Origin of the sequence: Peribacillus simplex (genome assembly GCF_001542915.1) — a bacterium.
In the GTDB taxonomy this organism is placed as follows: Bacteria; Bacillota; Bacilli; order Bacillales; family DSM-1321; genus Peribacillus; species Peribacillus simplex_B.
Genome location: NZ_LNNH01000012.1, coordinates 705,157 through 726,814, shown reverse-complemented (window position 1 = coordinate 726,814; position 21,658 = coordinate 705,157). Strand labels below are relative to the sequence as shown.

General features: G+C 40.2%; 24 protein-coding genes. 15 read left to right on the top strand and 9 right to left on the bottom strand.

Going from position 1 to position 21,658, the window contains the following annotated elements:
- Positions 1 to 10: 10 nt before the first annotated feature.
- From AS888_RS08585 to AS888_RS08570, 5 genes are all read right to left on the bottom strand, one after another.
- Positions 11 to 1,225, bottom strand: a complete 1,215-nt coding sequence (locus AS888_RS08585) for a GAF domain-containing sensor histidine kinase (protein WP_260320169.1) — start codon at positions 1,223 to 1,225, stop codon at positions 11 to 13.
- Positions 1,226 to 1,583: 358 nt separating this feature from the next.
- Positions 1,584 to 2,090: an AAA family ATPase gene (locus AS888_RS08580; RefSeq protein WP_061141715.1), complete on the bottom strand. Its 507-nt coding sequence runs from the start codon at positions 2,088 to 2,090 to the stop codon at positions 1,584 to 1,586.
- Positions 2,091 to 2,286: 196 nt separating this feature from the next.
- The gene (locus AS888_RS27130; protein ID WP_397251309.1) at positions 2,287 to 2,523 is read right to left on the bottom strand and encodes a CotD family spore coat protein; all 237 of its coding nucleotides are present in this window, start codon (positions 2,521 to 2,523) and stop codon (positions 2,287 to 2,289) included.
- Between the two features lie 199 nt (positions 2,524 to 2,722).
- Positions 2,723 to 3,649: a phosphotransferase family protein gene (locus tag AS888_RS08575; RefSeq protein WP_061141714.1), complete on the bottom strand. Its 927-nt coding sequence runs from the start codon at positions 3,647 to 3,649 to the stop codon at positions 2,723 to 2,725.
- 76 nt (positions 3,650 to 3,725) lie between these two features.
- Entirely contained in the window at positions 3,726 to 4,790 is a 1,065-nt protein-coding gene (locus tag AS888_RS08570; RefSeq protein ID WP_061141713.1) for an ATP-binding protein, read from the bottom strand.
- Positions 4,791 to 5,119: 329 nt separating this feature from the next.
- On the opposite strand from AS888_RS08570, the gene AS888_RS08565 reads away from it, so the two are divergent.
- Positions 5,120 to 5,809: an N-acetylmuramoyl-L-alanine amidase gene (locus AS888_RS08565; protein ID WP_061141712.1), complete on the top strand. Its 690-nt coding sequence runs from the start codon at positions 5,120 to 5,122 to the stop codon at positions 5,807 to 5,809.
- A 635-nt stretch (positions 5,810 to 6,444) separates the two neighbouring features.
- Here AS888_RS08565 and AS888_RS08555 read toward each other — a convergent pair.
- A complete protein-coding gene (locus tag AS888_RS08555) occupies positions 6,445 to 7,083 on the bottom strand; it encodes a LexA family protein (protein ID WP_061141710.1) in 639 nt (212 codons plus the stop codon).
- 133 nt (positions 7,084 to 7,216) lie between these two features.
- Between AS888_RS08555 and AS888_RS08550 the strand changes: the two genes are divergently transcribed.
- The 3 genes from AS888_RS08550 (at position 7,217) to AS888_RS08540 (ending at position 9,981) form a co-directional block, all read left to right on the top strand.
- Positions 7,217 to 7,441 (top strand): helix-turn-helix transcriptional regulator, encoded by a 225-nt coding sequence (locus AS888_RS08550; protein ID WP_057913529.1) that lies wholly within the window; start codon positions 7,217 to 7,219, stop codon positions 7,439 to 7,441.
- A 139-nt stretch (positions 7,442 to 7,580) separates the two neighbouring features.
- Complete coding sequence (locus tag AS888_RS08545) at positions 7,581 to 7,760, top strand: hypothetical protein (RefSeq protein WP_061141709.1); 180 nt, start codon at positions 7,581 to 7,583, stop codon at positions 7,758 to 7,760.
- Positions 7,761 to 8,448: 688 nt separating this feature from the next.
- On the top strand, positions 8,449 to 9,981 hold the full coding sequence (locus AS888_RS08540; protein WP_061141848.1) for an esterase/lipase family protein: 1,533 nt from the start codon (positions 8,449 to 8,451) through the stop codon (positions 9,979 to 9,981).
- Positions 9,982 to 10,131: 150 nt separating this feature from the next.
- On the opposite strand, the gene AS888_RS08535 is transcribed toward AS888_RS08540, so the two are convergent.
- Complete coding sequence (locus AS888_RS08535) at positions 10,132 to 10,419, bottom strand: hypothetical protein (protein WP_061141708.1); 288 nt, start codon at positions 10,417 to 10,419, stop codon at positions 10,132 to 10,134.
- Between the two features lie 221 nt (positions 10,420 to 10,640).
- Here AS888_RS08535 and AS888_RS08530 point away from each other — a divergent pair, with 221 nt between their 5' ends.
- Complete coding sequence (locus tag AS888_RS08530; protein ID WP_061141707.1) at positions 10,641 to 11,255, top strand: glucosaminidase domain-containing protein; 615 nt, start codon at positions 10,641 to 10,643, stop codon at positions 11,253 to 11,255.
- Between the two features lie 179 nt (positions 11,256 to 11,434).
- Here AS888_RS08530 and lexA read toward each other — a convergent pair whose 3' ends face one another.
- Complete coding sequence (lexA, locus tag AS888_RS08525) at positions 11,435 to 12,058, bottom strand: transcriptional repressor LexA (RefSeq protein WP_061141706.1); 624 nt, start codon at positions 12,056 to 12,058, stop codon at positions 11,435 to 11,437.
- Between the two features lie 156 nt (positions 12,059 to 12,214).
- Here lexA and yneA point away from each other — a divergent pair, with 156 nt between their 5' ends.
- From yneA to AS888_RS08490, 7 genes are all read left to right on the top strand, one after another.
- Positions 12,215 to 12,526, top strand: coding sequence for a cell division suppressor protein YneA (yneA, locus tag AS888_RS08520; protein WP_061141705.1), 312 nt, complete (start codon positions 12,215 to 12,217; stop codon positions 12,524 to 12,526).
- Positions 12,527 to 12,538: 12 nt separating this feature from the next.
- On the top strand, positions 12,539 to 13,195 hold the full coding sequence (locus tag AS888_RS08515; protein WP_061141704.1) for a YneB family resolvase-like protein: 657 nt from the start codon (positions 12,539 to 12,541) through the stop codon (positions 13,193 to 13,195).
- 64 nt (positions 13,196 to 13,259) lie between these two features.
- On the top strand, positions 13,260 to 13,493 hold the full coding sequence (locus AS888_RS08510) for a DUF896 domain-containing protein (RefSeq protein ID WP_061141703.1): 234 nt from the start codon (positions 13,260 to 13,262) through the stop codon (positions 13,491 to 13,493).
- A gap of 236 nt (positions 13,494 to 13,729) precedes the next feature.
- Positions 13,730 to 15,733: a transketolase gene (gene tkt, locus AS888_RS08505; protein WP_061141702.1), complete on the top strand. Its 2,004-nt coding sequence runs from the start codon at positions 13,730 to 13,732 to the stop codon at positions 15,731 to 15,733.
- A 272-nt stretch (positions 15,734 to 16,005) separates the two neighbouring features.
- Positions 16,006 to 16,446, top strand: a complete 441-nt coding sequence (gene sirA / locus AS888_RS08500) for a sporulation inhibitor of replication protein SirA (RefSeq protein WP_061141701.1) — start codon at positions 16,006 to 16,008, stop codon at positions 16,444 to 16,446.
- An 84-nt stretch (positions 16,447 to 16,530) separates the two neighbouring features.
- The gene (locus tag AS888_RS08495) at positions 16,531 to 16,746 is read left to right on the top strand and encodes a YneF family protein (protein ID WP_034312934.1); all 216 of its coding nucleotides are present in this window, start codon (positions 16,531 to 16,533) and stop codon (positions 16,744 to 16,746) included.
- Between the two features lie 390 nt (positions 16,747 to 17,136).
- Positions 17,137 to 17,538, top strand: coding sequence for an RDD family protein (locus AS888_RS08490; RefSeq protein ID WP_061141700.1), 402 nt, complete (start codon positions 17,137 to 17,139; stop codon positions 17,536 to 17,538).
- Positions 17,539 to 17,782: 244 nt separating this feature from the next.
- On the opposite strand, the gene AS888_RS08485 is transcribed toward AS888_RS08490, so the two are convergent.
- Positions 17,783 to 18,670, bottom strand: a complete 888-nt coding sequence (locus tag AS888_RS08485) for a LysR family transcriptional regulator (protein ID WP_061141699.1) — start codon at positions 18,668 to 18,670, stop codon at positions 17,783 to 17,785.
- A gap of 157 nt (positions 18,671 to 18,827) precedes the next feature.
- Between AS888_RS08485 and thrC the strand changes: the two genes are divergently transcribed.
- The 3 genes from thrC to AS888_RS08470 all read left to right on the top strand — a co-directional run bounded on the left by thrC (position 18,828) and on the right by AS888_RS08470 (position 21,645).
- A complete protein-coding gene (thrC, locus tag AS888_RS08480; protein WP_061141847.1) occupies positions 18,828 to 20,093 on the top strand; it encodes a threonine synthase in 1,266 nt (421 codons plus the stop codon).
- 653 nt (positions 20,094 to 20,746) lie between these two features.
- Entirely contained in the window at positions 20,747 to 21,172 is a 426-nt protein-coding gene (locus AS888_RS08475) for an RrF2 family transcriptional regulator (RefSeq protein WP_061141698.1), read from the top strand.
- An 86-nt stretch (positions 21,173 to 21,258) separates the two neighbouring features.
- The gene (locus AS888_RS08470) at positions 21,259 to 21,645 is read left to right on the top strand and encodes an IDEAL domain-containing protein (RefSeq protein WP_061141697.1); all 387 of its coding nucleotides are present in this window, start codon (positions 21,259 to 21,261) and stop codon (positions 21,643 to 21,645) included.
- Positions 21,646 to 21,658: the final 13 nt, after the last annotated feature.

The window sequence follows — 21,658 nt, the reverse complement described above, 5'->3', positions numbered from 1 at the left end:
CGAGCAGTTACTAGGTTAATGCCGGCAGCTTTATTTCGAAGGAGAATGTCGACCCTTGTTCACTAGTCTCTTCAAGCCAAATGCTTCCATCCATCATTTCCGTCAATCGTTTACAGATGGAAAGGCCAAGGCCCGTCCCTGTTTTGAATGTTGCCGTGCCTTTTGGATACACTTGATTGAAAGGCTTAAAAAGGCTCGCTACTTGATCATTTGGAATACCGTTTCCTGAATCCTTTACATGGAAAGATAAATGGATGAAATCAGGATTGTTTTCTCCGGGCATTAAGGTGACGGAAATGTTAATGTTGCCATCATCCGTATACTTAATGGCGTTTTCTATTAAATTTACAAGGATCTGACGGATTTTATGATCATCGCCCAATAATACCATCGGAATCTCCGGATCGATATCACTAAGTAATCTCATTCCTTTTTTATCGGCTTCAGCTTTGAATGATTTGAATACTTGTTCTACACAGAAGTAGATATCAAAAGGCTGGATGTTCATTTCCATTTTACCCGTATCCATTTTAGAATAATTCAATATATGACTTACCATCGTAAGCAGCGCCTTGCCGCTCGTTTCGATGATTTCCGTATATTCTTTTTGTTCGTCCGTCATTTCAGTAGAATGAAGCAACTCCGTCATTCCCAAAATACCGATCATGGGATCTTTAATTTCTTGACTGAGGACAGCCAGTAAATCGGATTTATCCTTACTGAGTTTATCAATTTGGAGTGATGCCAAACGCAGCTCCATTTCATCCATGACGATCTGGGCAAGGGACCGGAGAATTTCCAGTTCTTGTTCCGTGATGACACGCGGCTTATAATCAATGACACAAAGAACGCCAAGATTATGGTTGTCATGCGTATTCAAAGGGATGCCGGCATAAAAACGGAACCCGTTTTCTCCTGCCACCAAAGGGTTTGCTAGCGATCGTGGATCTAAACTGGCATCTTTAAGTATATAAGGAACATTGTGAAGTATGGCTGAAGCACAGAGACCTGGCTCCCTTTCGATTTCCTCCACATCCAAGCCATGATGGGACTTGAACCATATCCGATCCTCGTCGACAAGGCTGGTAATGGCGATAGGTACATTCAGGAGCTGTGATGCAAGGGCCGTAACCCTATCGAAAGCGCCATCCGGCGGTGTATCAAGTATTTGATACCGCTGTAGGGCATTTATACGTTCTTTTTCATGTGGGGTAATTTCCATCATGTTCAATTAATTTTCCTCCTATGTCTCAAAGATTGCCATGCGCACAGTAAAGTGGTTCATGACATGAGACATTCCTATGCAGCATATACCATGATTTCATGGAGAATGACAAAAGCCCTATATTTGATGGAAGACTTATCGTCCATTCATGCATTCTTATACTGATGCTCCCATTATATCATTTAATAGGCGGAGGGGTTCGAATAATGTAGGACTTGTCCTTTACTACCCAGCCCGGAATGCTAAGCAATAAAAATCAATACCTTTTCTTAGAAAAGAGAAAAAAACATGATGGACAACTTCGTAAAACAAGTAGCTAATAAACCGTAATTGTCACATTCCGATTTCTATATATTCTTTATTTAGGCATGTTTTTCAGTATCCATTTTTTAATCAGCTTGGCCACTTGGGGTGGCGAAGTGCTGGAGGTATCTATTACTGGGATGGGAGGAGAGGATGTCTGAGCTTCCTGAACCAATTTTTCAGATAGTACATTCATATATTCGATGCTATTTTCCGTCCATTTCCCCCGTGCCGCTAGCCGTTCTGTGCGCGCTTTGTCATTACAAAAAAGATGGAGATAATGCACAGGACCAAAAAAAGGGAAGTGATCACAGATTTCTACGTTATATGGGTCAGGTACATGGCCAAACAAAACGGTATTCCGCCCGGAATATGCACTATAATAGGCAATTTTCAACCAATTATCACAAGCTTGCTGATAATTTTCATCATTTACAATAAGATCCATATCAAAAACATTTACATTTAAATCAACCATGATTTTCTGTAGTTCCAATGAGGTTGCCGATTTACCGGAACCACTGATGCCAGTCACAATAAAAATAGGGTACGTTATGATCATCACCTTCCAATGTGTTAAGGGAATGGGCTACTGATATCCCATATGATAGTTACACCTTATGTATCATATGTTGATGCTCTGGAATTGCATCTTTCGTATACCTAGAGCGAAAAAAAAACTTGAACGCTTTTTCCAGCTTTACATGGGGTCAGGGCGATAATCCATAATAAAAAACCCCGGATCGGGGTTTTGTTTGTTAATATCTGAACTGGTTCCTCGTAAAATTGCCTGGAGGAGCACCAACCAAGCCTTGGGGGGGATATCCATTCATGCCGTTACACCTGTGCGGAAAAAAATGTTTATATGTGATGACATGTTTATTTACGGTAGTGGTATGTGCGGGGTGAAAAACTGGAATGACAGTATTAATGATATTTGTTTTAACATAATGTCTGGTGGGGGAAGATTGAGACGGATCGTACTGTACAGGCATGGTCTGCGGCGGGCAATATTGCGGTGGGCGCTGGCCGCCATGTGGGTGCCCCCATGGTTTATTATACATTTCAACACCTCCCGTCATTTTTTTGGTCATTATTAGTTTATGAAATGAAATGGCAAAGGGACTAGTATAAACGCCTTTTTCTAAAAAATGTCTGTAACGTTGCTGAATATTCGATTTCGTTTATAGGTTTTTAGCAATGGCCAACCATTTTCATCGCTTGCTGAACAAATGACGTGAATCGCTTCCGCATGATCTTTTCTTTGTTTTTTTCCAAGCCCCATTCAGGAAACGAAGATAACCGTAATGCCGCATATAATTGCCAGAATGGTAAAGTGGCCAAATTCAAGTGTGGCATCATGGATACATAGACGTCGGTGAAGTTATCCATTGCTGCCGCTCCAAAATGAAATAATATTTCAAGCTGGCTATTGGCAAGGTCAGCCAAAGGATCACCTAAGGCTGCGTCTTCCCAGTCGATTACCGAAGCGAGGGTATCTTCAAAGAATAATATATTTCCTGGCCAATAATCACCATGAAGGATTACATCTCTATTCAATGAGGGAAATGGAATGGCTGATTTTAATACATGGAGGATCAAGCTGTTATTTAAGGTTTCGTCCATATTTGCCCTTTTTTCGTGGAGCATCTGTTCATGCAATTCTGTCTGTTTAGGAAGAAAAGAAAGCTCAAGATGTTCACATTCGAGACGATGAATGTGAACTAGATTGGCTGCGAGCTGGAAAATATAATCCGCCAGGTTGGACGGGGCAAACTCCGGCCCGCCCTCCACATATTCAATAAGTAAACATGGCCTAGTAAAAGCTCCCCCGGCTTGCTCAAAATAATAAGGTGTTGGAACGGGCAACCCTTCGTTTGTCAATATCTCCAAAAGCCTGTACTCATCCGCCGCAATATGGGGGTTGCGTTTCAAGTCATTCACGCCATGCTGACGGACGATCATTTGTACGATTTTTCCTGTAGGTTGTAATACTTCCAACCTTGTAACTTGCGCCGATATTCCCCCTTTTAAATCCCATGAACGAATAAGCTTGTTTGCTTGATCCAACTTCTGCACCAATTGTTCAAACCTAATCGTTTCAGATGCTCTGAAGTCCATCACTGCGACACTCCTTTTCGAATGGACGATAGATTGCAAGGTAACCCGACTGACAATAGCATGGTAGCGTATTCTTTTATGTACTTGCTATTTTTACGGGCAATATAATGGTAACTTCGGTCCCGGTGCCTACATCGCTTTTAAATTCAATCGTGCCTTGATGTAATTCGATAATCCTTCTGCAAATCATCAGTCCCAATCCAGTGCCCTTTTCTTTTGTGGTATAAAAAGGTTCGAACAATCTTTTGAGTCTGTCGCTCGTCATCCCGTTACCTTTATCCGTGATATGGATGAAAAATTTGTCATCGGATGCCTGTCCCAAGGAAATTTTGATCTCTTCTCCGTTTTCCTCAGTAGCTTCAATCGAATTTTGGATAAGATTAATCAATACCTGCTTCATTAGATTTTGGTCGCAAACAGCCGTAATTTGCTCTGATTGAGAGTCAAAATTGATCCTGATTCCTTTCAAATTTGACTGTGGTTCCATGAATTTATTGACATCTGCAATAAGCGAGTTGATATTGTACTTGCTGGCTTTCATGGTTTCATCCGGCTTTGCGATAAACATAAATTCATTTACAATGCTGTTGATCCTATCCAATTCCCTCATCATAATTCCAAGATAATCATGTATGCTCGCGTCATCAACACGTTCGCTTATGATTTGGGTAAACCCAATGATTGAAGTTAGCGGGTTACGGATTTCATGAGCTATACCAGCAGCCAATTCGCCCACTACAGCCAATTTTTCCAGCTCCAGAAGCTTGTTTTCGTTTCTTTTCTTATCTGTGATATCGATTGCCGTTCCGATGACCTCGGTTACTTTACCATTCACCATCAAAGGATTCAGTGACGCAACGTAATGAATATCACCGACTTTGCCTTCATAATTCACCGTTTCTCCATCCCATGCTATTTCATAAAACCGTTGTTTTATAAGAGCTTGTTTCATTGGCAAAAAGTCAGATAATTTTTTCCCGATGACCATCGCGGTTGGCATGATTGATTTTGTAATGAAATCGCCTTCAACGAAAGTGTGTATGAAGTCGTTATCTTTTTTTATGAATTTGAATAAGAATCCATTTCTCGGGATAAGGTCCCGGTAGTCATTATCCAATGCCTTGTTATCATTCTTTTCCATGTCTCAGCTCCATTATAAGGATATGTATGGTGAAACGGATTTGATCGCACGACCATTATTAATGGAAGTTCTTGTTAAGATTTTACCAAAGTAAAATAATAGAAGGAAGCTTTTTTCAGGTTGTTTCAAATGCATAATGTAAAGCGGCTAAAATATGTGGGAAGGTACAATTTTAAATAAATCCGGCGGGGAGAAGGCATCAGCTGCATGAGCAGAGGGGCCGTGTCGAAATATCAAACATTTCTTGAACTAGAGATTTTTTTTAGCTGTTAGTATACGTGTACAAGCATTTATCAAGCCGGTACATAAGATTAATAGAGGTGATTGAAATGGTAAAAATATTTATTGACCCCGGACACGGCGGTAGCGATCCAGGATCTGTAGGAAATGGCTTGAAGGAAAAAGACTTAACCTTATCCATCGCGACGCGAATCAAGGACATCTTGTTGATTGAATATACGAACGTTTTTGTAAAGATGAGCAGGACATCGGATACATTTCCCTCTTTAAGCGATCGGACCAATCAAGCGAACGCTTGGGGAGCCGACTTCTACCTTGCCATCCATATCAATGCTGGCGGCGGCACTGGATATGAGGATTATATCTATACGTCAACGAGCAGCGAGACGAAAACGTATCAAGATACCATTCATACAGAGGTCATGAAGCTGATCGACATTCCGGATAGGGGACAAAAAACAGGGGATTTACATGTACTTCGTGAAACGGACATGCCAGCACTTCTAACCGAAAGTGGTTTTGTCGATAATGTCAATGATGCAGCCAAGTTAAAAACGGCATCATTTATCGAATCCCTTGCTCGCGGGCATGTAAACGGCCTTGTGAAATGCTTCAAGCTTAAGAAAAAAGATACAGCGGTATATCATACGGTTGTTAGCGGCGACACCGTTTACTCTTTAAGCCTGGCTTATGGCAGTACCGTCCAAAAAATCAAAGAGTGGAACGACCTTGACAGCCAGTACACCATTGTCGTAAACCAGAAAGTAAGAGTGAAATGAAATTGCCGTTATGATTACAGGATAAGAGGAATGTTAACCTCAAATAGAGCATGCCTCTTAAGCAGGAGGCTCAAACTGCGGACAAACTCGGATGGTAAGGGAGTTTGCCTGCGGTTTTTGTTTTGCCCAGTTAACGTTGCTTTGGGCTGCAGAAACCAAGAAGCTGTATAGCAGTGGGGCCGGAATTCAGTCTCGCGCCGCCCGCACCAATGCCAATCCAAGCTGGAGTAATACGAAGGCAGGATCCGGACAACCCCGAAGTTTTGAAAGGGGTTGGATTGCGAGGGGAGAAGAGGAGAGCATTGAAAGCCATCCTCCATAATGAAGAATGGCTTTCAATGTTCTTGATAAATGCCTCTGACGGTTTCGAACCCACTCTCTTTTTGAAGCATAGGGTAGGGGAGGACATGCTCCCTTAAGGATTTTCACCTGTCTCCGGTTAATTTGCTTGTCAGAGAATAGGTGGCTACAAAGTTTTCCGGCGCTCTTCCGTCCTATTATTATTTTTACAATGCTGAAACTGATGTAAGGTAGGCCTATTTTTACGAAGACATCTATATATGTACCGGAAATAAAAAAGTACAAACCCGTATAAGGTTTGTACTTAGTCAATTGGATGGAAATGAACGAAATGATTAATCGTATAATTTGATGGCCTGAACCACTTTTCCTAGAATATTGACTTGATCGTTTTTGAAATGATAGGTTTTTTCCTCATAAAAAGGATCAGTACTGCAAGGAATGAGCGTAATTGTTTCTGCTGCAATTCTCACATGCTTGACTGTAGCTTCATGACCATTTACCAAGACTACACCTATATTCCCGTCCTCAAGGTAGCTTGTTTTTTCAACAAGAATCAAGGAGCCGTCGCTGAATTCTTTGTTCATGCTGTTTCCTTTTACTCGGAGAAAAAAATAGTCTTTGTTGTTTTTTAGCATCGAATTCAATGTAGGCATATAGGCTTCTATATATTCGTTCGTGAAATTAGGCTCTCCAGCAGGGATATTTCCATATACACCAATTAATCTAACATTCTTTTCGTTCAAAAATTCAATGGAAGAATCCTTTTTAACGATCGGTGTTCCGTCAACGAGGTGAGAAAGCGGTATGTCAAAGCAAGTGGACATCATGCTCAACTTATCCATCAAAGGTTTATTGCGGCCCGACTCCCAGGCGGAAACTGCCGTCGGGGCGACCTTTAATATCCTTGCCAAATCTTCTTGAGTCATTTTTCTTTCTTTTCTAAGTAATTTTATCCGTTCCCCAATGTGCATTTTTCTTCACCTCTCATTTGAATATACACCATGGGTGAAAGTGAGTAAACTCATAGTGCGCGAATTTTACAAAAAATTGATGGTAACTATACTTCAAGTGTGATATCATTTTTTATAAAGGAGGTGGCAAGATATGACACAGGTTAAATTCACACTAAAGCAAGCTAGGAAGTATAAAGGTTTAACCCAAGATGAAATGGCGAAAGTGCTAAGGATGGCCAAGAGGACATACATTGACTATGAACAATATAAGATTCCTTTAAGGGTCGATAAAGCGTATATGTTCGCTGAATGTGTAGGTTTTTCAATCGATGACATCATTTTTTTTGACCCGGATGTACACTTCAAATGTAGTTGAAGAGACAAGGGAGAACTGTGCTTTTTGACGAAAGAAAGGGCAAGCCGGCAATGGGCAATCTAATCATGAGCACCCCTAACGTATCGATGGAGTACAAAAATCCATAGTTACGGCGTTTCGTACGGAGGAACGGAGGCAGGTGAAACAACTGGAAAGAGAAATTGAATCCATTGAAGTCATTGATGGATTTGTTGTTAGTACCGTTGCAATTGGAAACGAAGTTGGCGGGGAAGTCGTTTCAGATATTATCCAACATGATGGAGTGTTCAAATTATACAATGGACGAGCTTATCACTTAAACCAAATTACCTGTCATTAGTGTGAAATATTGAAGAGGTGAAGGGGGATTTGTAGCGTAGAAGAAGGTATCCAAGTATTTCAGCTTGCTTTAACAGAATTCTCATCAACCATCCTCAGATGAAAGCACATCAATGGAAAGATAAAAGACTTTAAGTAGTATCCCATCGATGAAAGCCATTTATTGTGAAAAACCTTTACTGACGGCTTATTTCATGGTGACTGGCTTATTGAAAATACCAAGACTAGAGGTACATGGACAGTGGCACATTCGAAGGAATTGGCAGTTAGCATGCTTAATGATGGTCAAGCCCTCTCCACTTTTTAGGAGAAGGGTTTTTCCTCGTTTTTGAGCGACTCCTATCCATAAAAAATGCCCTGTTTCGGTTACATTAATGGACCTGTTACTCGAAGCACCAAGTATAGGTTATTACGATTGTGGAAGATCCTTGAAATTCGAGAGATAAGCATCGTGCTTTATCACTACGACAATGGTTTCGACCTAGTATCTTTTTCCCATCTTTTATGGAGATGGCAGGTAATGCGTGGCGAACGTACAAATACTATTTAATGAAAGGGCAAATTGGTAAAGGGGGTATTGTCTGTAGTGTATTTTTAAAAAAAGCAAAGGAAATAGGAGGAGAACTCAATTGAAAAGCAATGTCATCAATTATGTCGTTTTTCTTATCCTCATCGTAACATTCTTGATTATGGCAAAGCCGGACATGACCTCTGCTGGAAAATTAAAACCACCCTCTGAAACATTCACCCCTGGCGATTGGTTTTTGGGGGGCACTCCTCCCAACCATGACAAAAATAAACCGCCGATTGTATTTGTTCAAGGAAAGAATGGCAGTTCTACCAGCTGGTATGGTGAAACGGATTATCACGGGGTCAATGATATGTATACCAAAGCATATGAAGCGGGCTATCAAACCGTTTTCGTACAGCTTCATGATTCAGCCGGAAACGGTTCCGCTAGTCAATACGACAATGGCAGGCTGTTAGCGTCCATGCTAAAGGATATAAGCAAACATTTCGATGGTGAAAAAGTAAATATCATAGCACATAGCAAAGGGGGCCCGGACACCCAAGCGGCCCTTGTGCACTATGGAGCACACCAATATGTCGGCAGGGTCATCACCTTAGCATCCCCTCACCATGGATCGAACCTCGCTGATTTGGCATATAGCTGGTATGCAGGCTGGCTAGGCTCACTGCTGGGGCAAAAAGATGATGGAACATATTCTTTACAGGTTGGGAAAATGGCGGAATTTCGTTCTGTAACAGATAACCATATAAACTCCCGGAAAAACATGTATTTCACCGTTGCTGGAATGAATAGAGGACCAGCGTTGACTGCTTTATCACTTGGAGGAGAGTACTTGTCCTCCTATGGAGAAAACGATGGGCTTGTGAATGTCTGGAGCAGCAAAATCCCTTACGCGAAACATTTATTTACCGATTCAAACCTGGATCACGATAACATTCGCATGGGGGCTTCCGTATTTTCAAGAATTGAACCGTATTTAAGAAGGACTTCGATTGCATTCGTTCCTGATATGGATATCCAACATAACCTGCAAGGAGAGGATGAGCCCATCACTTCTGCATTCTCTCAAACCGTTTTCGGAGGCGATCTGCAACAAAATGCTTGGAATGAACATAGTTTCCATGTAGATGAAGCGGTACCAGGTGTTATTACCATATACACGGCCTCAAAAGATGTCGAAATCGAAGTCGTATCTCCGTCTAATGAAAGGCACTCCCTTTCACCCATAGCACATACCGCAAAAAATGAGACTTCCTTTTTTAAGGGAGCAGCCATCCAAACATTTAAAAAAAGCAAGCTGGAAATGGGTACCTGGCGGGTGCGGATGAAAACGAAGTCCCTTTTGGACGCATACTTATTAACGGCACAATTTAACGAACGTGATCCGATTACATTGAGCATGCCTGGAAAAGTTAAACAAAAGGATGCCGAATTTTTCATAAAGAAACCGCTCAATGGTAAAAAGGAGCAAGTACTCACAACCTTTAAGGTTCATCTAATCGATGAATTCGGTAAGGAAATCAGTCCAACAACCTCCATGCATATAAAGGGCAATGAAAATTTTTCTGGAACACTTCCGGAGGTGCCTAAATCCGGTGTATATAATGTAACGATCGATGTTAAGGAAAAAGGGGCGGATGGTACTGAACGAATACGTACCCTGATTCGTTCGATCTATATTGAAAAATAGCGTGGATGCTTGGAAGATGCCTTTTCTTATAGAAGGCATTTTTTATTTGAAAAAAAAGGCGGCGGGAGAGTAAAAAGACATCAAGTACCTACGAGTGAGCAAGCCTATGGCGAATGGAATGAAGGCGAGCCTCCTCGATACTAAACATATTCACTCCGTCTTTTGTTTGGATGATCGATAGGATAATATACCAGTTTTGAGGGCGGCATAATTGCCAATGCTTGCATATCCATAAAACCAGCCCATGAAAATGCCTGCAACCAAATGTTGTCGATGACTGATGAAAATGGAAATGAATAAACCGAGACCTAATACGATGGTAGGGATGAATTTGGATGGGATATGGAACATGATCTTGACGACCTGCGTGACGATCATGATGATAGGTATCGCTATCACAGCATCCCAAAAGTTTGTATGGATAGTTGGAAAGTCCATCAGTGCACCACCTTAAGTAAGAAATTCTTCAAGCTTATTTTTTACCATGTATAAACAAAATATACTATCGTAATATTGCTGATGATTTGGCTCTAATCTTGCAGGCGAGTCCAACTAGATACCCAATTGGTTGGACGACCTGTAACCTTTCTTATCCCTCTGAATACGATATGAGTGAAGGCATGCATTAATCTACTGGAGAATCTTATCGGGAGGTCGGAATGAGCAAGGAAACGTTTATAAATGAAATTGCACCCTATGCCCTGAGAATTCATGAAGAGTTTAAAATTTTACCTTCCGTCATAATAGCCCAAGCATGTTTGGAGAGTGGATATGGGACAAGCACTTTAGCCAAGCAAGCAAAAAATATATTCGGTACGAAAGGTGACTATAAAGGCGAATCTATCATTATGCAAACAATCGAATATGTTAACGGAGCACCTGTCCAAGTAAGGAATAAATTCAGAAAGTACCCGACATGGGAGGAAAGTCTTCGCGATCTTGCCAATCTGTATGCATTCGGGACTTCGTGGAATAGAAATTTATATACGGCCGTCATCGGTGAAAAGGATTTTAAAAAAGCCCTCAAGGCAATATACGATGCAGGCTACGCCACAGACCCGAAGTATATTGAAAAACTGGTGAACCTTATAGAAACGAGCGATTTAACCAAGTTTGACTCCATGGTGGGTGAGGTCTATCATATCGTGATAAAAGGGGATACCGTTTCTGCGCTTGCCAAGGCATATGGTTCAACGCAAGTTCAGATTCAGCAATGGAACGGGCTGGCCGATCTAAACTTAATCAAAGTGAACCAAAGATTAAGAGTGAAATGAACGTTAATCGGGAGGGAGTGCTATGCACTTGCTTTCTTTTTTTTGTCTGCCGATTGCATAGTGGAAGGGAAATGTGTTCTTTTCTAGTAAAAAATAATCCTATCAAAAAATCCCTACGCATAATGAGAGAGTTCTCTACATAAATTAAGAGACAAACAAAAAAAGCGCGGTTAGCGCTTTTAGTGTATTTGCCTATATAAGCCTATCACTTTTCCGAGTATGGATACATCCCGCAGAATGATGGGCTCCATATTCGAGTTCTCTGGCTGCAGCCTTATGTAATCCGGTTCCTTAAAGAATCGTTTTACTGTGGCTTCATCATCTTCAGTCATCGCCACGACGATATCTCCATTATTGGCACTGCTCTGTTGCTTCACGATGACATAATCACCGTCATGAATTCCTGCCTCGATCATACTTTCCCCCATGATTTCAAGCATGAATACATGATCATCATGCGGTACCATGCTTTCGGGAAGCGGAAAGTATTCCTCTATGTTTTCAATTGCCGTTATCGGCATGCCGGCTGTAACTTTACCAAGTAATGGAACGTTCACGACATTGGCTTTCGGAATATTGTTAGCATCCTCCAAATTCAGGATTTCAATGGCCCTCGGTTTGGTTGGATCACGTCTGATCAGTCCTTTGCTTTCCAGGCGGGATAAATGTCCGTGTACGGTCGAGCTTGATGCAAGCCCAACTGCTTCGCCGATTTCCCTTACGGATGGCGGATACCCTTTCAGGCGAACTTCTTCTTTAATGAAATCAAGAATATCTTGCTGCCGTTTTGATAGTTTAGTCATATGTGCACCTCTTCCCCAATGTTCTTTGCTTCATTATAGCATGGAGGCCAATCCTATACAAACATAAGTTCGAATTTTGTTGTTGACTGAAACAGGTGTTCTTATTATAATTTAAATATAAAATGCGAACGAACATTCGTGTCGGAGGGATTATTCATGAAAAAATTATACAAAAATTATATTTATACGATTCTATTAGCCGGTTCAGTATTTATATTTTCAATTTTATTCTCTTGCACAATAAACGATGATCAAAAAAAGGATTTCCTTTCTATAGAAGTAAGCGAAGGCGATACCTTATGGGAAATCGCCGAAGAATATGAAGAAGCTGATTTGACAAAAAAAGAATTCATTGGTTGGATAGAAGAGCATAATGGTATCAGTGGGGATTCGATTAAACCCGGACAAGTAATCGTGATACCGGTAAAAGGGGAAAAGCTCGTTCAGAATTTGGCCAGTCAGCAGTGAAGGTAGGGTATTATGAAGGCAGTTATCTATTGTAGGGTCAGCACGGAAAAAGAGACACAGGAAACATCATTGGCAAGGCAGGAAGATGAACTAGTCAAGTTGGCCGGGAAGATGGATGTGGACGTGGTTGCGGTAATAAAAGAGCAGGCGAGCGGGTATGAGCTAAACCGTGACGGGATTTTTGATATGCTGGAGCTTTTTAAAACCAAGGAAGCTGAAGTCCTATTAATCCAGGACGAGACACGGCTTGGAAGAGGCAATGCCAAAATCGCGCTTTTCCATGTCATCCTTAAAGAAGGCGTGAAAATTTACACACTTTCGCATGATGGGGAACTTGAGCTATCGGATTCAGATGCCATGGTCATCCAAATAGTCGGGATTGTGGAGGAATATCAAAGGAAGCTACATAATTTGAAAATAAAACGCGGGATGTTAAGGGCTGTCGAAAAAGGCTACCGCCCTCAAAAAAACCTGCATAACCAAAGGAATGCAACCGGAAGGGACCGCAAGGAAATTCCTGTAGAAGAAATCATTAAACTTCGTGCGAACGGATTGACGTTTGCAGAAATTGCAGCCACCTTAAGGGGGTTTGGCTATAAAGTATCCAAGGCTACCGTGAACCGCCGTTATCTTGAGCATCAGCAAAATACAGAGGAAAGTCAATCATAGAACTTGTAATTTCGCTTCTTTTTTAATACCATGACAATATCAGCAGATATGAAGGAGCGAAATTATGCTATCAAAAGAAAAATTGGCCCGCATTAATGAACTTTCCAAAAAGGCTAAGGAAGTCGGCTTGACGGAAATGGAAGCGAAAGAGCAAACGCTATTAAGAAGCGAGTATTTAGAAACATTCAGGCGATCGATGTCCGATACGTTAGAACACGTGAAAGTGGTCGATCCTGAAGGTAATGACGTCACTCCACAGAAAATTAAAGATATTAAAGAGAAAAGAAACTTACATTAATGCTGGGACTTTCCTGACGGGAACTCTCTATTTTTAAGCTTCTTTTGGACAGTAATCCTTAAAAGAGAGTGCATTCATGTATGTATTCTCCTATTTAGTTTAATCTAAATAGGGGAATTCTTTAATTTTGGCTAAAGGATGTATAATATTGGGTATCGAATAGTGATTTTAGTTGTGATATTTAGCGGGTCACTATAATATAAAGAGGTACATTACAGGAAGGGATGTTTTACTATATGTTAGATAAATTAGATGCACTTTCTATCAATACCATTCGTACTTTATCGATTGATGCAATTGAAAAGGCTAATTCTGGCCATCCAGGGATGCCTATGGGTGCAGCGCCAATGGCGTATAAACTATGGACTGAATATATGAATCATAACCCGAAAAATCCAGAGTGGTTCAATAGAGATCGTTTCGTTCTTTCAGCAGGACATGGATCGATGCTGTTGTATAGCCTCCTGCACTTGTCTGGGTATGGCTTGACCATTGATGATTTAAAAGGGTTCCGTCAATGGGGCAGTAAAACTCCAGGCCATCCTGAATTCGGACATACTGCAGGCGTAGATGCGACTACAGGACCGTTAGGACAAGGGATCGCGATGGCAGTTGGAATGGCAATGGCCGAACGACACTTGGCAGAAAGCTATAACCGTGATTCTTATAATGTGGTCGATCATCATACATATAGCATTTGCGGAGATGGAGATTTAATGGAGGGTGTTTCTGCTGAAGCGGCATCATTAGCTGGGCATCTCCAACTTGGAAGACTTGTTGTTTTATATGACTCCAATGATATCTCCCTTGATGGAGACTTAAGTCAGTCATTCAGTGAAAGTGTAGCGGAACGTTTCAAATCCTATAACTGGCAATATATCCGAGTTGAGGATGGAAATGATCTGGAAGAAATTGCGAAAGCGATTGAAGAAGCGAAAACGGATGAAAATCGTCCAACATTAATAGAAGTGAAAACAGTTATCGGCTACGGTTCACCAAACCGTTCAGGTAAGTCAGCAGTTCATGGCGCTCCGCTTGGTTCAGATGAGCTGAAGCTGACTAAGGAAGCATATAAATGGACGTTCGAGGAAGATTTCCATGTTCCTGAGGAAGTGTATTCACATTTCAATCAAGCTTGTGTTGAAGCTGGATCGAAAAAAGAAGAAGCTTGGAACGAACTGTTCAAGAATTACAAAGAAGCACATCCTGAATTAGCCGGACAATTGGAACTGGCCATCAAAGGTGAGCTGCCTGCTGAATGGGATCAGGAAGTACCGGTTTATGAAGAAGGAAAAACATTGGCTTCCCGTGCTTCAAGCGGAGAAGTTTTAAATGCGATTGCCAAAAGGGTGCCTAGCTTCATAGGTGGATCGGCAGATTTAGCCGGCTCGAATAACACGGCCATTAAAGGTGAGACGGATTTATTACCGGGTAATTACAGTGGCCGTAATATATGGTTTGGTGTACGTGAATTCGCAATGGGAGCTGCATTGAATGGGATGACTCTCCATGGCGGACTTAAAGTATACGGGGGGACTTTCTTCGTTTTCTCTGACTACTTGCGCCCAGCCATAAGAATGGCAGCACTGATGGGTTTACCTGTAACGTATGTATTCACACATGACAGCATTGCTGTAGGGGAAGATGGTCCGACCCATGAGCCAATCGAACAATTGGCTTCATTACGGGCGATGCCGAACCTAGGTGTAATCCGTCCAGCAGATGGGAATGAAACGGCAGCGGCTTGGAAAGTGGCTATGGAGTCTACAAATAAACCAACTGCCCTTGTACTTACTCGTCAAGGATTACCGACAATTAAGGACACGGATAAAAATGCTTATGAAGGTGTTTCAAAAGGAGCTTATATCATCTCCGACTCGAAAAAAGAAGAAGCTGATGCTTTGCTTCTTGCGACAGGCAGCGAAGTGAACTTGGCTGTGGAAGCACAGCAAGCTTTAGCGGCAGAAGGCATTGATGTCTCTGTAGTCAGCATGCCTTCATGGGATCGATTCGAAACGCAATCGAAAGAGTATAAACAGAGTGTCATCAATCCGGCTGTGAAAAAACGTCTAGCCATTGAAGTGGCTTCACCGTTTGGCTGGGATCGCTATACAGGTGATGAAGGTGAAATCTTGGCCATCAATCACTTTGGAGCGTCTGCACCTGGAAACAAGATCATGGAAGAGTTTGGGTTCACAGTCGATAATGTAGTGGCCCGTGTTAAAGAATTGTTAAAATGATCGTAAATGGAACTGACGCCAACTAGTTTGGTGTCAGTTTTTTATTGGAATTTCTTATTGTAAGGGGGAATTCTTCGATTCGACAAAAAAAGAAGAAAATTTCTCCAACAAACAACATATACCGTCCGTTTGTCAATATATAATGAGAATAATTAATTTTCGTTTAATTATGTCAATTATAGGGGAAAGTCATCATAGATAGTAAAAAATGGAAGGGTTTGGTGTTGCGTTGTCCGTGTGACCAAAATAGGAATGCTAGGAGGCATTGGCTGATGAGAACCTATCAAATTTTTTTAATCGAAGATGAATTTGCCCATCATTATTACGGTCGAGAAAAGCTATTTTTCAATTTGTTTTTGGAATATATTCATGCACGGGGCCGACTGAAGAGTATTTTGCAAAAACAAATCGAATTTGTCACCAAGACAGTCCCGACCATCCAATTGAAGTTGGCCATCGAGCACCGCTTGCAAAGAAAGATGAATTTTTGGACGCAAAATGGCAAATACTATCTAGAAAAAACAAATGGATCAAGTAAAGCCGTTTTAATTATCGAGAATGAATCCATTACACTAAAAGCTGATGGAGATTACGAAGCGGAGACTGCCTTTTTTGAATGTATTCGAAAATATGAGGCGAGTTTTCTCGCCATAGATTTTGAACACGAAAAATACGGCTGGTTAAAACCGATAAAAGAAAGAAAATTTGTCTAAATGGGGGACTTTTCGGCAGCGGGTATTGTATAATAACCTTTGGTCTAGTACACTGATGTTAGACAACACGAAGGAGGAAATAGTATGTGGGTTTACATTCTAGTTGGCGTACTGGCATTGATTGCTGGAGTAGTGCTGGGATTTTTCATCGCTCGTAAATACATGATGGATTACTTAAAGAAAAATCCGCCAATTAACGAACAGATGCTGAAAATGATGATGATGCAAATGGGTATGAAACCATCCCAAAAGAAAATTAATCAAATGATGAGCGCCATGAATAAACAACAAACAAAATAAACTCAAGGGTTCATTCATTGATTAATGGCAATTATAAGATAAGCAAATCATAAACTACTTTGAAGAGTGAATCTTTCATCATAAATTTCCATTGTTTTTGCTTTATCTTTCCATTACAGATCCGAAACCCCCTCTCTGCATGAATGAGCCAGAGAGAGGGTTTTTTTGTATTGCAGAAGAAGTCTTTGAGTGGTCTTGTTCCGTTACATAGCAAGGGGTTCTGACCGGCCTTTCCATGCAAACGGAGTCAAAGGATCTGCAAGTCAGGGTAATAATATCGCAAATGTTTGGATTATGGTTGGTGAATATGTAAAAAGGCTCGTTACAATAGCTCATATCTGGTAAAATAGTTAATTGTAACTACTACAACTGCTAACAGGAGGATCATTGATGAACGATTCAGTAGGTTTTTGGAAACGATTTTTCGCAGGAATTCTCGACGCACTAATAATATCTTTGCCTTTAACATTGATTTTTGGTTGGATAACCGGTGATTGGGAAAATGAAGATTTCTCAACAATATTGGACTTGCTATACATGCTGATCGTCCCGATAGTCTGGTATGGCTATACAGTCGGGAAAAGGTTCATGGGCATCCGTATCGTACGGGTCGATGGCAGGAAATTAGGTATAGGCACGATGCTGTTAAGAACATTCGTTGCAGGTATAGTCTATATCCTTACAATTGGGATAGGTTTTATTATTAGCGCATTCATGGTCGGTATAAGAAAGGATCATCGGTCGATTCATGATTTCATTGCTGGTACATATGTGACATCGGAGAAACCTTAATAAAAAATGAGCGGTATAAGCTACATAAAATTAAAAGACCTGAGTTCGGTAAGCTACCCTACTCAGGTCTTTTAATTTTATCAACATCCGTTTTCGGGTCTCGTACTATTTCTTTTGAAAATGCTCTTGGAGCAAATACCGATATCTGTTGGAAAGATGCATTTTTTCAATCTATCTAAACTCAATATTTAGAATGCTGAATGTTGAAAATGACAATTCTGTTCGAGGCTGCGCGCCTCCTCGGTTAATTTTCATCTTTTTCAATCATTTGTATGAAATTAAGCGCAGTTTCGGCAAGTGTATCTTTTTTTCTTGTACATAATGAGATGGGATTTTTTAATTGAATTTCATCTACATATACTGTGCCTACTTCTCCACGGGTAATATATTCGTTAACTTCTAGAGATGAAACAAAGGTAACTCCATAACCTTCAATCACTGTTCTGATTGTTTCATTCAATCCATTAATTTGTAAGCCAACGATTGGTTCATTTACATGATGGATTTTACATAAAGAAACCAACTTTTCCCTTGAGGAACTCCCTTCTTCTCGAAACACAAAAGGCTCTCTTGCCATTTCAGCCAATGTAATATGTTTTGAAGCGAACTTATGATCTTTATGCACGACAAATACCATTTTATCTTCAAGTAATTCCTTACTATGAATGAATGGATTAAACTCTTTTCTTCCACCTATGAAAGCAATTTCTGCTTCATAATTAATTAACTGATCGATTGCACTACGAGAATTAGTTGTTGTTAATTCTACCTCTACCTCAGGGTATCTTTGTTTGTATCGCCCTATCCATTTTGGTAATAAAAAATTTGCTGGAAGATATGTTGCGACAATACGTAGCTTTCCAACTGCTCCATTTTTGAGTTGATTAATATAAGAGTCTATTTCGGCTTCAAGGGAAAATAATCTTTTAGCTTGTTTAGCAAGTTGAAGGCCAGCTTGGGTTAATAAGATGCCTCTACCCTTAGGAGACAATAAATTTAACCCGATTTCTTGTTCTAATTTTTTAATTTGTGCCGTTACAGCAGGCTGACTTATATTCAGCTCCTCAGCCGCACGAGTAACATTTCCCTTTTCAGCGACAGTATGAAATAGTCGTAATGCATGTAGGTTCATTATTCACCTCTATAATCATAAATGAAACGTATGAATACCATAAAAAGATATATTATATGTATTGGTTTTCTTCCGTTATTATAAGACTATAAAAGTTCCAACTCAAGAAAATTTCTAAGTAAAGAGGTGAGAGGGCAGCTTGTATGTCCCTAATAAAATGAAATTAATATGTATCGACTGTGGTCAAGGAATGTCTTCCAATAATTTAAACCACCATTGTACATGTGGCGGACTTTTAGATATTGTCCAAGATTTTCACAACTATGATGCTGACTTTTTGAAGCATTTATTCAATGAACGCCTTTCTGAAAGAATGACACCATACGCAAGTGGGGTATGGAGATACAAAGAATTAATTTTTCCTGAGTTACCTGAAGACTGCATTATTACCAAATATGAAGGAAACACAGGATTATACTCTTCTGAGTTGATTAGGAAATATACGGGATTGAGTCAAGTTTCTTTAAAAGCGCAAAGTGAAAATCCTAGTGGTTCATTTAAAGACAATGGTATGACGGTTGCGGTTTCTCATGGGAAATCCTTGGGTTTTAAAAACTTCACTTGCACCTCAACAGGAAATACATCCTCTTCCTTAGCTATGTATGCCTCAATCGCTCATGCAAATTCTTATGTTTTCGTCCCAAATAAAGATATATCGATTAATAAAGTATTACAGACAATAGCGTACGGTGCACATGTTTTTAGTATTTCGGGTACTTATGATGACGGAATTCAGTTTTTAGAGGAGAATGCTAGTGATCTTGGTTTATACGTATGCAATTCCATTAATCCCTTTCGGATAGAAGGACAAAAAAGTATTATTTATGAAATTGCCCACTATTTAAACTGGAATTTACCTGAGTGGATTGTAGTACCTGGTGGAGCTTTAAGTAACGCAACTGCATTAGGTAAAGGATTACAGGATTTATTTTCACTCGGGTTTATAGACAAGGTGCCAAGAGTAGCAATTGTACAAGCTGAAGGTGCCAGCCCATTCCATAAAATGATAGCTCAAAATAAGAGTGAACTTATTCCTGAACCTCGGCCATATACTAGAGCTTCTGCATTGAATATCGGAAATCCACCTAGTTGGAAAAAAGCCATGCTTTCTTTAAGACAAACAAATGGGACGACCATTTCCGTAACAGATGATGAAATTCTTGACGCAAAAGCTATAATTGATAAAAGTGGCATTGGGTGTGAACCTGCTTCGGCAGCTACTGTTGCTGGACTACGAAAATTAGTGTCTCAGCAGGTGATTGACAAAGAGGAGTCAGCACTCTGTATCTTAACGGGAAATATCTTAAAGGATACAGATGCCCTGAATGAGTATCATTTTGGAGAAAGTAATCATTCAACCTTTAAAAATGAATGGCAACCGACTAGTTTGACATATGACACTATTAAAAAGTATATAGTATAGAAACCTTATTTTATTCGTAATGAAACCTAGGGAATTGGGGTTATCCCCGACAAGAAGACAAACATTAAAAGACAGGGCAGTGATCAAAAAACGAAATTCAAACGGAGCTCGGTGACTGAGTCGTTTTTGGAATCGTTTATAGTTTGAATTAGTAGATATGATCGGTTCTGGTGTAATTAGGACCTGTTCGAAACATATCACCTGAATATCCTTTTCATGTATGAATGATAAGGCGTTGGTCCTTTGGCAAGTTGGACCACGCCTTGTTTGCTTCGAACATTAAATATTTCTCTGGATAACCAATTATTGTAAATGGCTTTTGATTTCGGTAAGCCGTTTAGTCATTGGCTTTTCACCTCGTCCAGTTTGCTGGTTGCACTTTCTTCAATACTTTACTCTTCCTCTGTTATCTGTTTTTTCAAAGACTCGATATTGTCCACAATTGGAACAGGTTATTCTTTTATTGGGAATGACCTTACCTCACTATGTAATCAAAGCCATCTCCGACAAGCATTGGGTATCATTTGACGTTTTTTACCGATCCATTTCTTGAGTGTGGCAAAATGAATGACATGATCATAAAGTGGTGAGAGTTGACTTTAGCAACTGTAATGATTAAAATTACAGTAATCTCCTTGAGGAGGATGCCAAAAGTGAATAGTGATTTTACAATAGCTGTGCATAGTTTGGTTTATTTGGCTTATTTGCCCGATCATATGGCAAGTAGTGAGTCTATTGCAGAAAACGTTTGTACGAACTCGGCAAGAATTAGGAAAGTGATGAGCTGCTTACGGAATAAAGGGTATGTCAAGACTAAAGAAGGTGTTGGCGGAGGATATATTCTCGAATGTAATCCTGAAGAGGTAAGTTTAGCGGATATTTATATAACCGTCTCACATGGGACATTGAAACCGAAATGGTGTACGGGTGATCCGGAGAAAAAGTGTGTCATTTCTTCCAATACCCAGGTGGTCATGGATCAAATATTCGATGAAGCCGAGCTATATTTTGAAAAGTATTTAGAAAATATTACACTTAGCACGTTTTTGGAAAAAATTAAGCAATGTCCTCGATATTGATTAGTTTTTTCTTTTATCCTTACTGTATCTTTTATTTTTACAGTTAAGGGTTGTTCTTAAAATGAATATAAAAGAGGTGTTTCGATATGGCAGGAAATAGACCATTTGAAAACGGTGATTGGGTACAAGGAAGGTCGAGGGAGGGGGAACTCATTCATGGGTTCATCGAAACCATAGGCCGAAATCAAGATATCATTAAAGTGAATGTAGTGGAAAGTGATAATGAAAAGGCGGTTGGTAAATCGATTTGGATCCCAAGTAAATGGACTCAAAAGCTGCCCGATTTAGAAATTAGTAACGAAAGCCATCTATTGGCATTAATTGATTTAGCGTTACTTTCCAAAGATGAGACTTGGTTTATGGAGTTATCAGGTAAATTGGAATCTGTTAAGATACATCCCAAATTAAAGGCTGAGAAATCCGATTTCCTTATGGAGGAAAATCGAATCGCGAATCTTGATTTTAATAAATGAGGTTTTAAACTGG

Excerpts from the sequence above, each read along its gene's own strand:
- AS888_RS08585 (WP_260320169.1), bottom strand. The coding sequence starts at position 1,225 with ATGATGGAAATTACCCCACATGAAAAAGAACGTATAAATGCCCTACAG.
- AS888_RS08580 (WP_061141715.1), bottom strand. The coding sequence starts at position 2,090 with ATGATCATAACGTACCCTATTTTTATTGTGACTGGCATCAGTGGTTCC.
- AS888_RS27130 (WP_397251309.1), bottom strand. The coding sequence starts at position 2,523 with ATGCCTGTACAGTACGATCCGTCTCAATCTTCCCCCACCAGACATTAT.
- AS888_RS08575 (WP_061141714.1), bottom strand. The coding sequence starts at position 3,649 with ATGGACTTCAGAGCATCTGAAACGATTAGGTTTGAACAATTGGTGCAG.
- AS888_RS08570 (WP_061141713.1), bottom strand. The coding sequence starts at position 4,790 with ATGGAAAAGAATGATAACAAGGCATTGGATAATGACTACCGGGACCTT.
- AS888_RS08565 (WP_061141712.1), top strand. The coding sequence starts at position 5,120 with ATGGTAAAAATATTTATTGACCCCGGACACGGCGGTAGCGATCCAGGA.
- AS888_RS08555 (WP_061141710.1), bottom strand. The coding sequence starts at position 7,083 with ATGCACATTGGGGAACGGATAAAATTACTTAGAAAAGAAAGAAAAATG.
- AS888_RS08550 (WP_057913529.1), top strand. The coding sequence starts at position 7,217 with ATGACACAGGTTAAATTCACACTAAAGCAAGCTAGGAAGTATAAAGGT.
- AS888_RS08540 (WP_061141848.1), top strand. The coding sequence starts at position 8,449 with ATGGCAAAGCCGGACATGACCTCTGCTGGAAAATTAAAACCACCCTCT.
- AS888_RS08535 (WP_061141708.1), bottom strand. The coding sequence starts at position 10,419 with ATGGACTTTCCAACTATCCATACAAACTTTTGGGATGCTGTGATAGCG.
- AS888_RS08530 (WP_061141707.1), top strand. The coding sequence starts at position 10,641 with ATGAGCAAGGAAACGTTTATAAATGAAATTGCACCCTATGCCCTGAGA.
- lexA (WP_061141706.1), bottom strand. The coding sequence starts at position 12,058 with ATGACTAAACTATCAAAACGGCAGCAAGATATTCTTGATTTCATTAAA.
- yneA (WP_061141705.1), top strand. The coding sequence starts at position 12,215 with ATGAAAAAATTATACAAAAATTATATTTATACGATTCTATTAGCCGGT.
- AS888_RS08515 (WP_061141704.1), top strand. The coding sequence starts at position 12,539 with ATGAAGGCAGTTATCTATTGTAGGGTCAGCACGGAAAAAGAGACACAG.
- AS888_RS08510 (WP_061141703.1), top strand. The coding sequence starts at position 13,260 with ATGCTATCAAAAGAAAAATTGGCCCGCATTAATGAACTTTCCAAAAAG.
- tkt (WP_061141702.1), top strand. The coding sequence starts at position 13,730 with ATGTTAGATAAATTAGATGCACTTTCTATCAATACCATTCGTACTTTA.
- sirA (WP_061141701.1), top strand. The coding sequence starts at position 16,006 with ATGAGAACCTATCAAATTTTTTTAATCGAAGATGAATTTGCCCATCAT.
- AS888_RS08495 (WP_034312934.1), top strand. The coding sequence starts at position 16,531 with ATGTGGGTTTACATTCTAGTTGGCGTACTGGCATTGATTGCTGGAGTA.
- AS888_RS08490 (WP_061141700.1), top strand. The coding sequence starts at position 17,137 with ATGAACGATTCAGTAGGTTTTTGGAAACGATTTTTCGCAGGAATTCTC.
- AS888_RS08485 (WP_061141699.1), bottom strand. The coding sequence starts at position 18,670 with ATGAACCTACATGCATTACGACTATTTCATACTGTCGCTGAAAAGGGA.
- thrC (WP_061141847.1), top strand. The coding sequence starts at position 18,828 with ATGAAATTAATATGTATCGACTGTGGTCAAGGAATGTCTTCCAATAAT.
- AS888_RS08470 (WP_061141697.1), top strand. The coding sequence starts at position 21,259 with ATGGCAGGAAATAGACCATTTGAAAACGGTGATTGGGTACAAGGAAGG.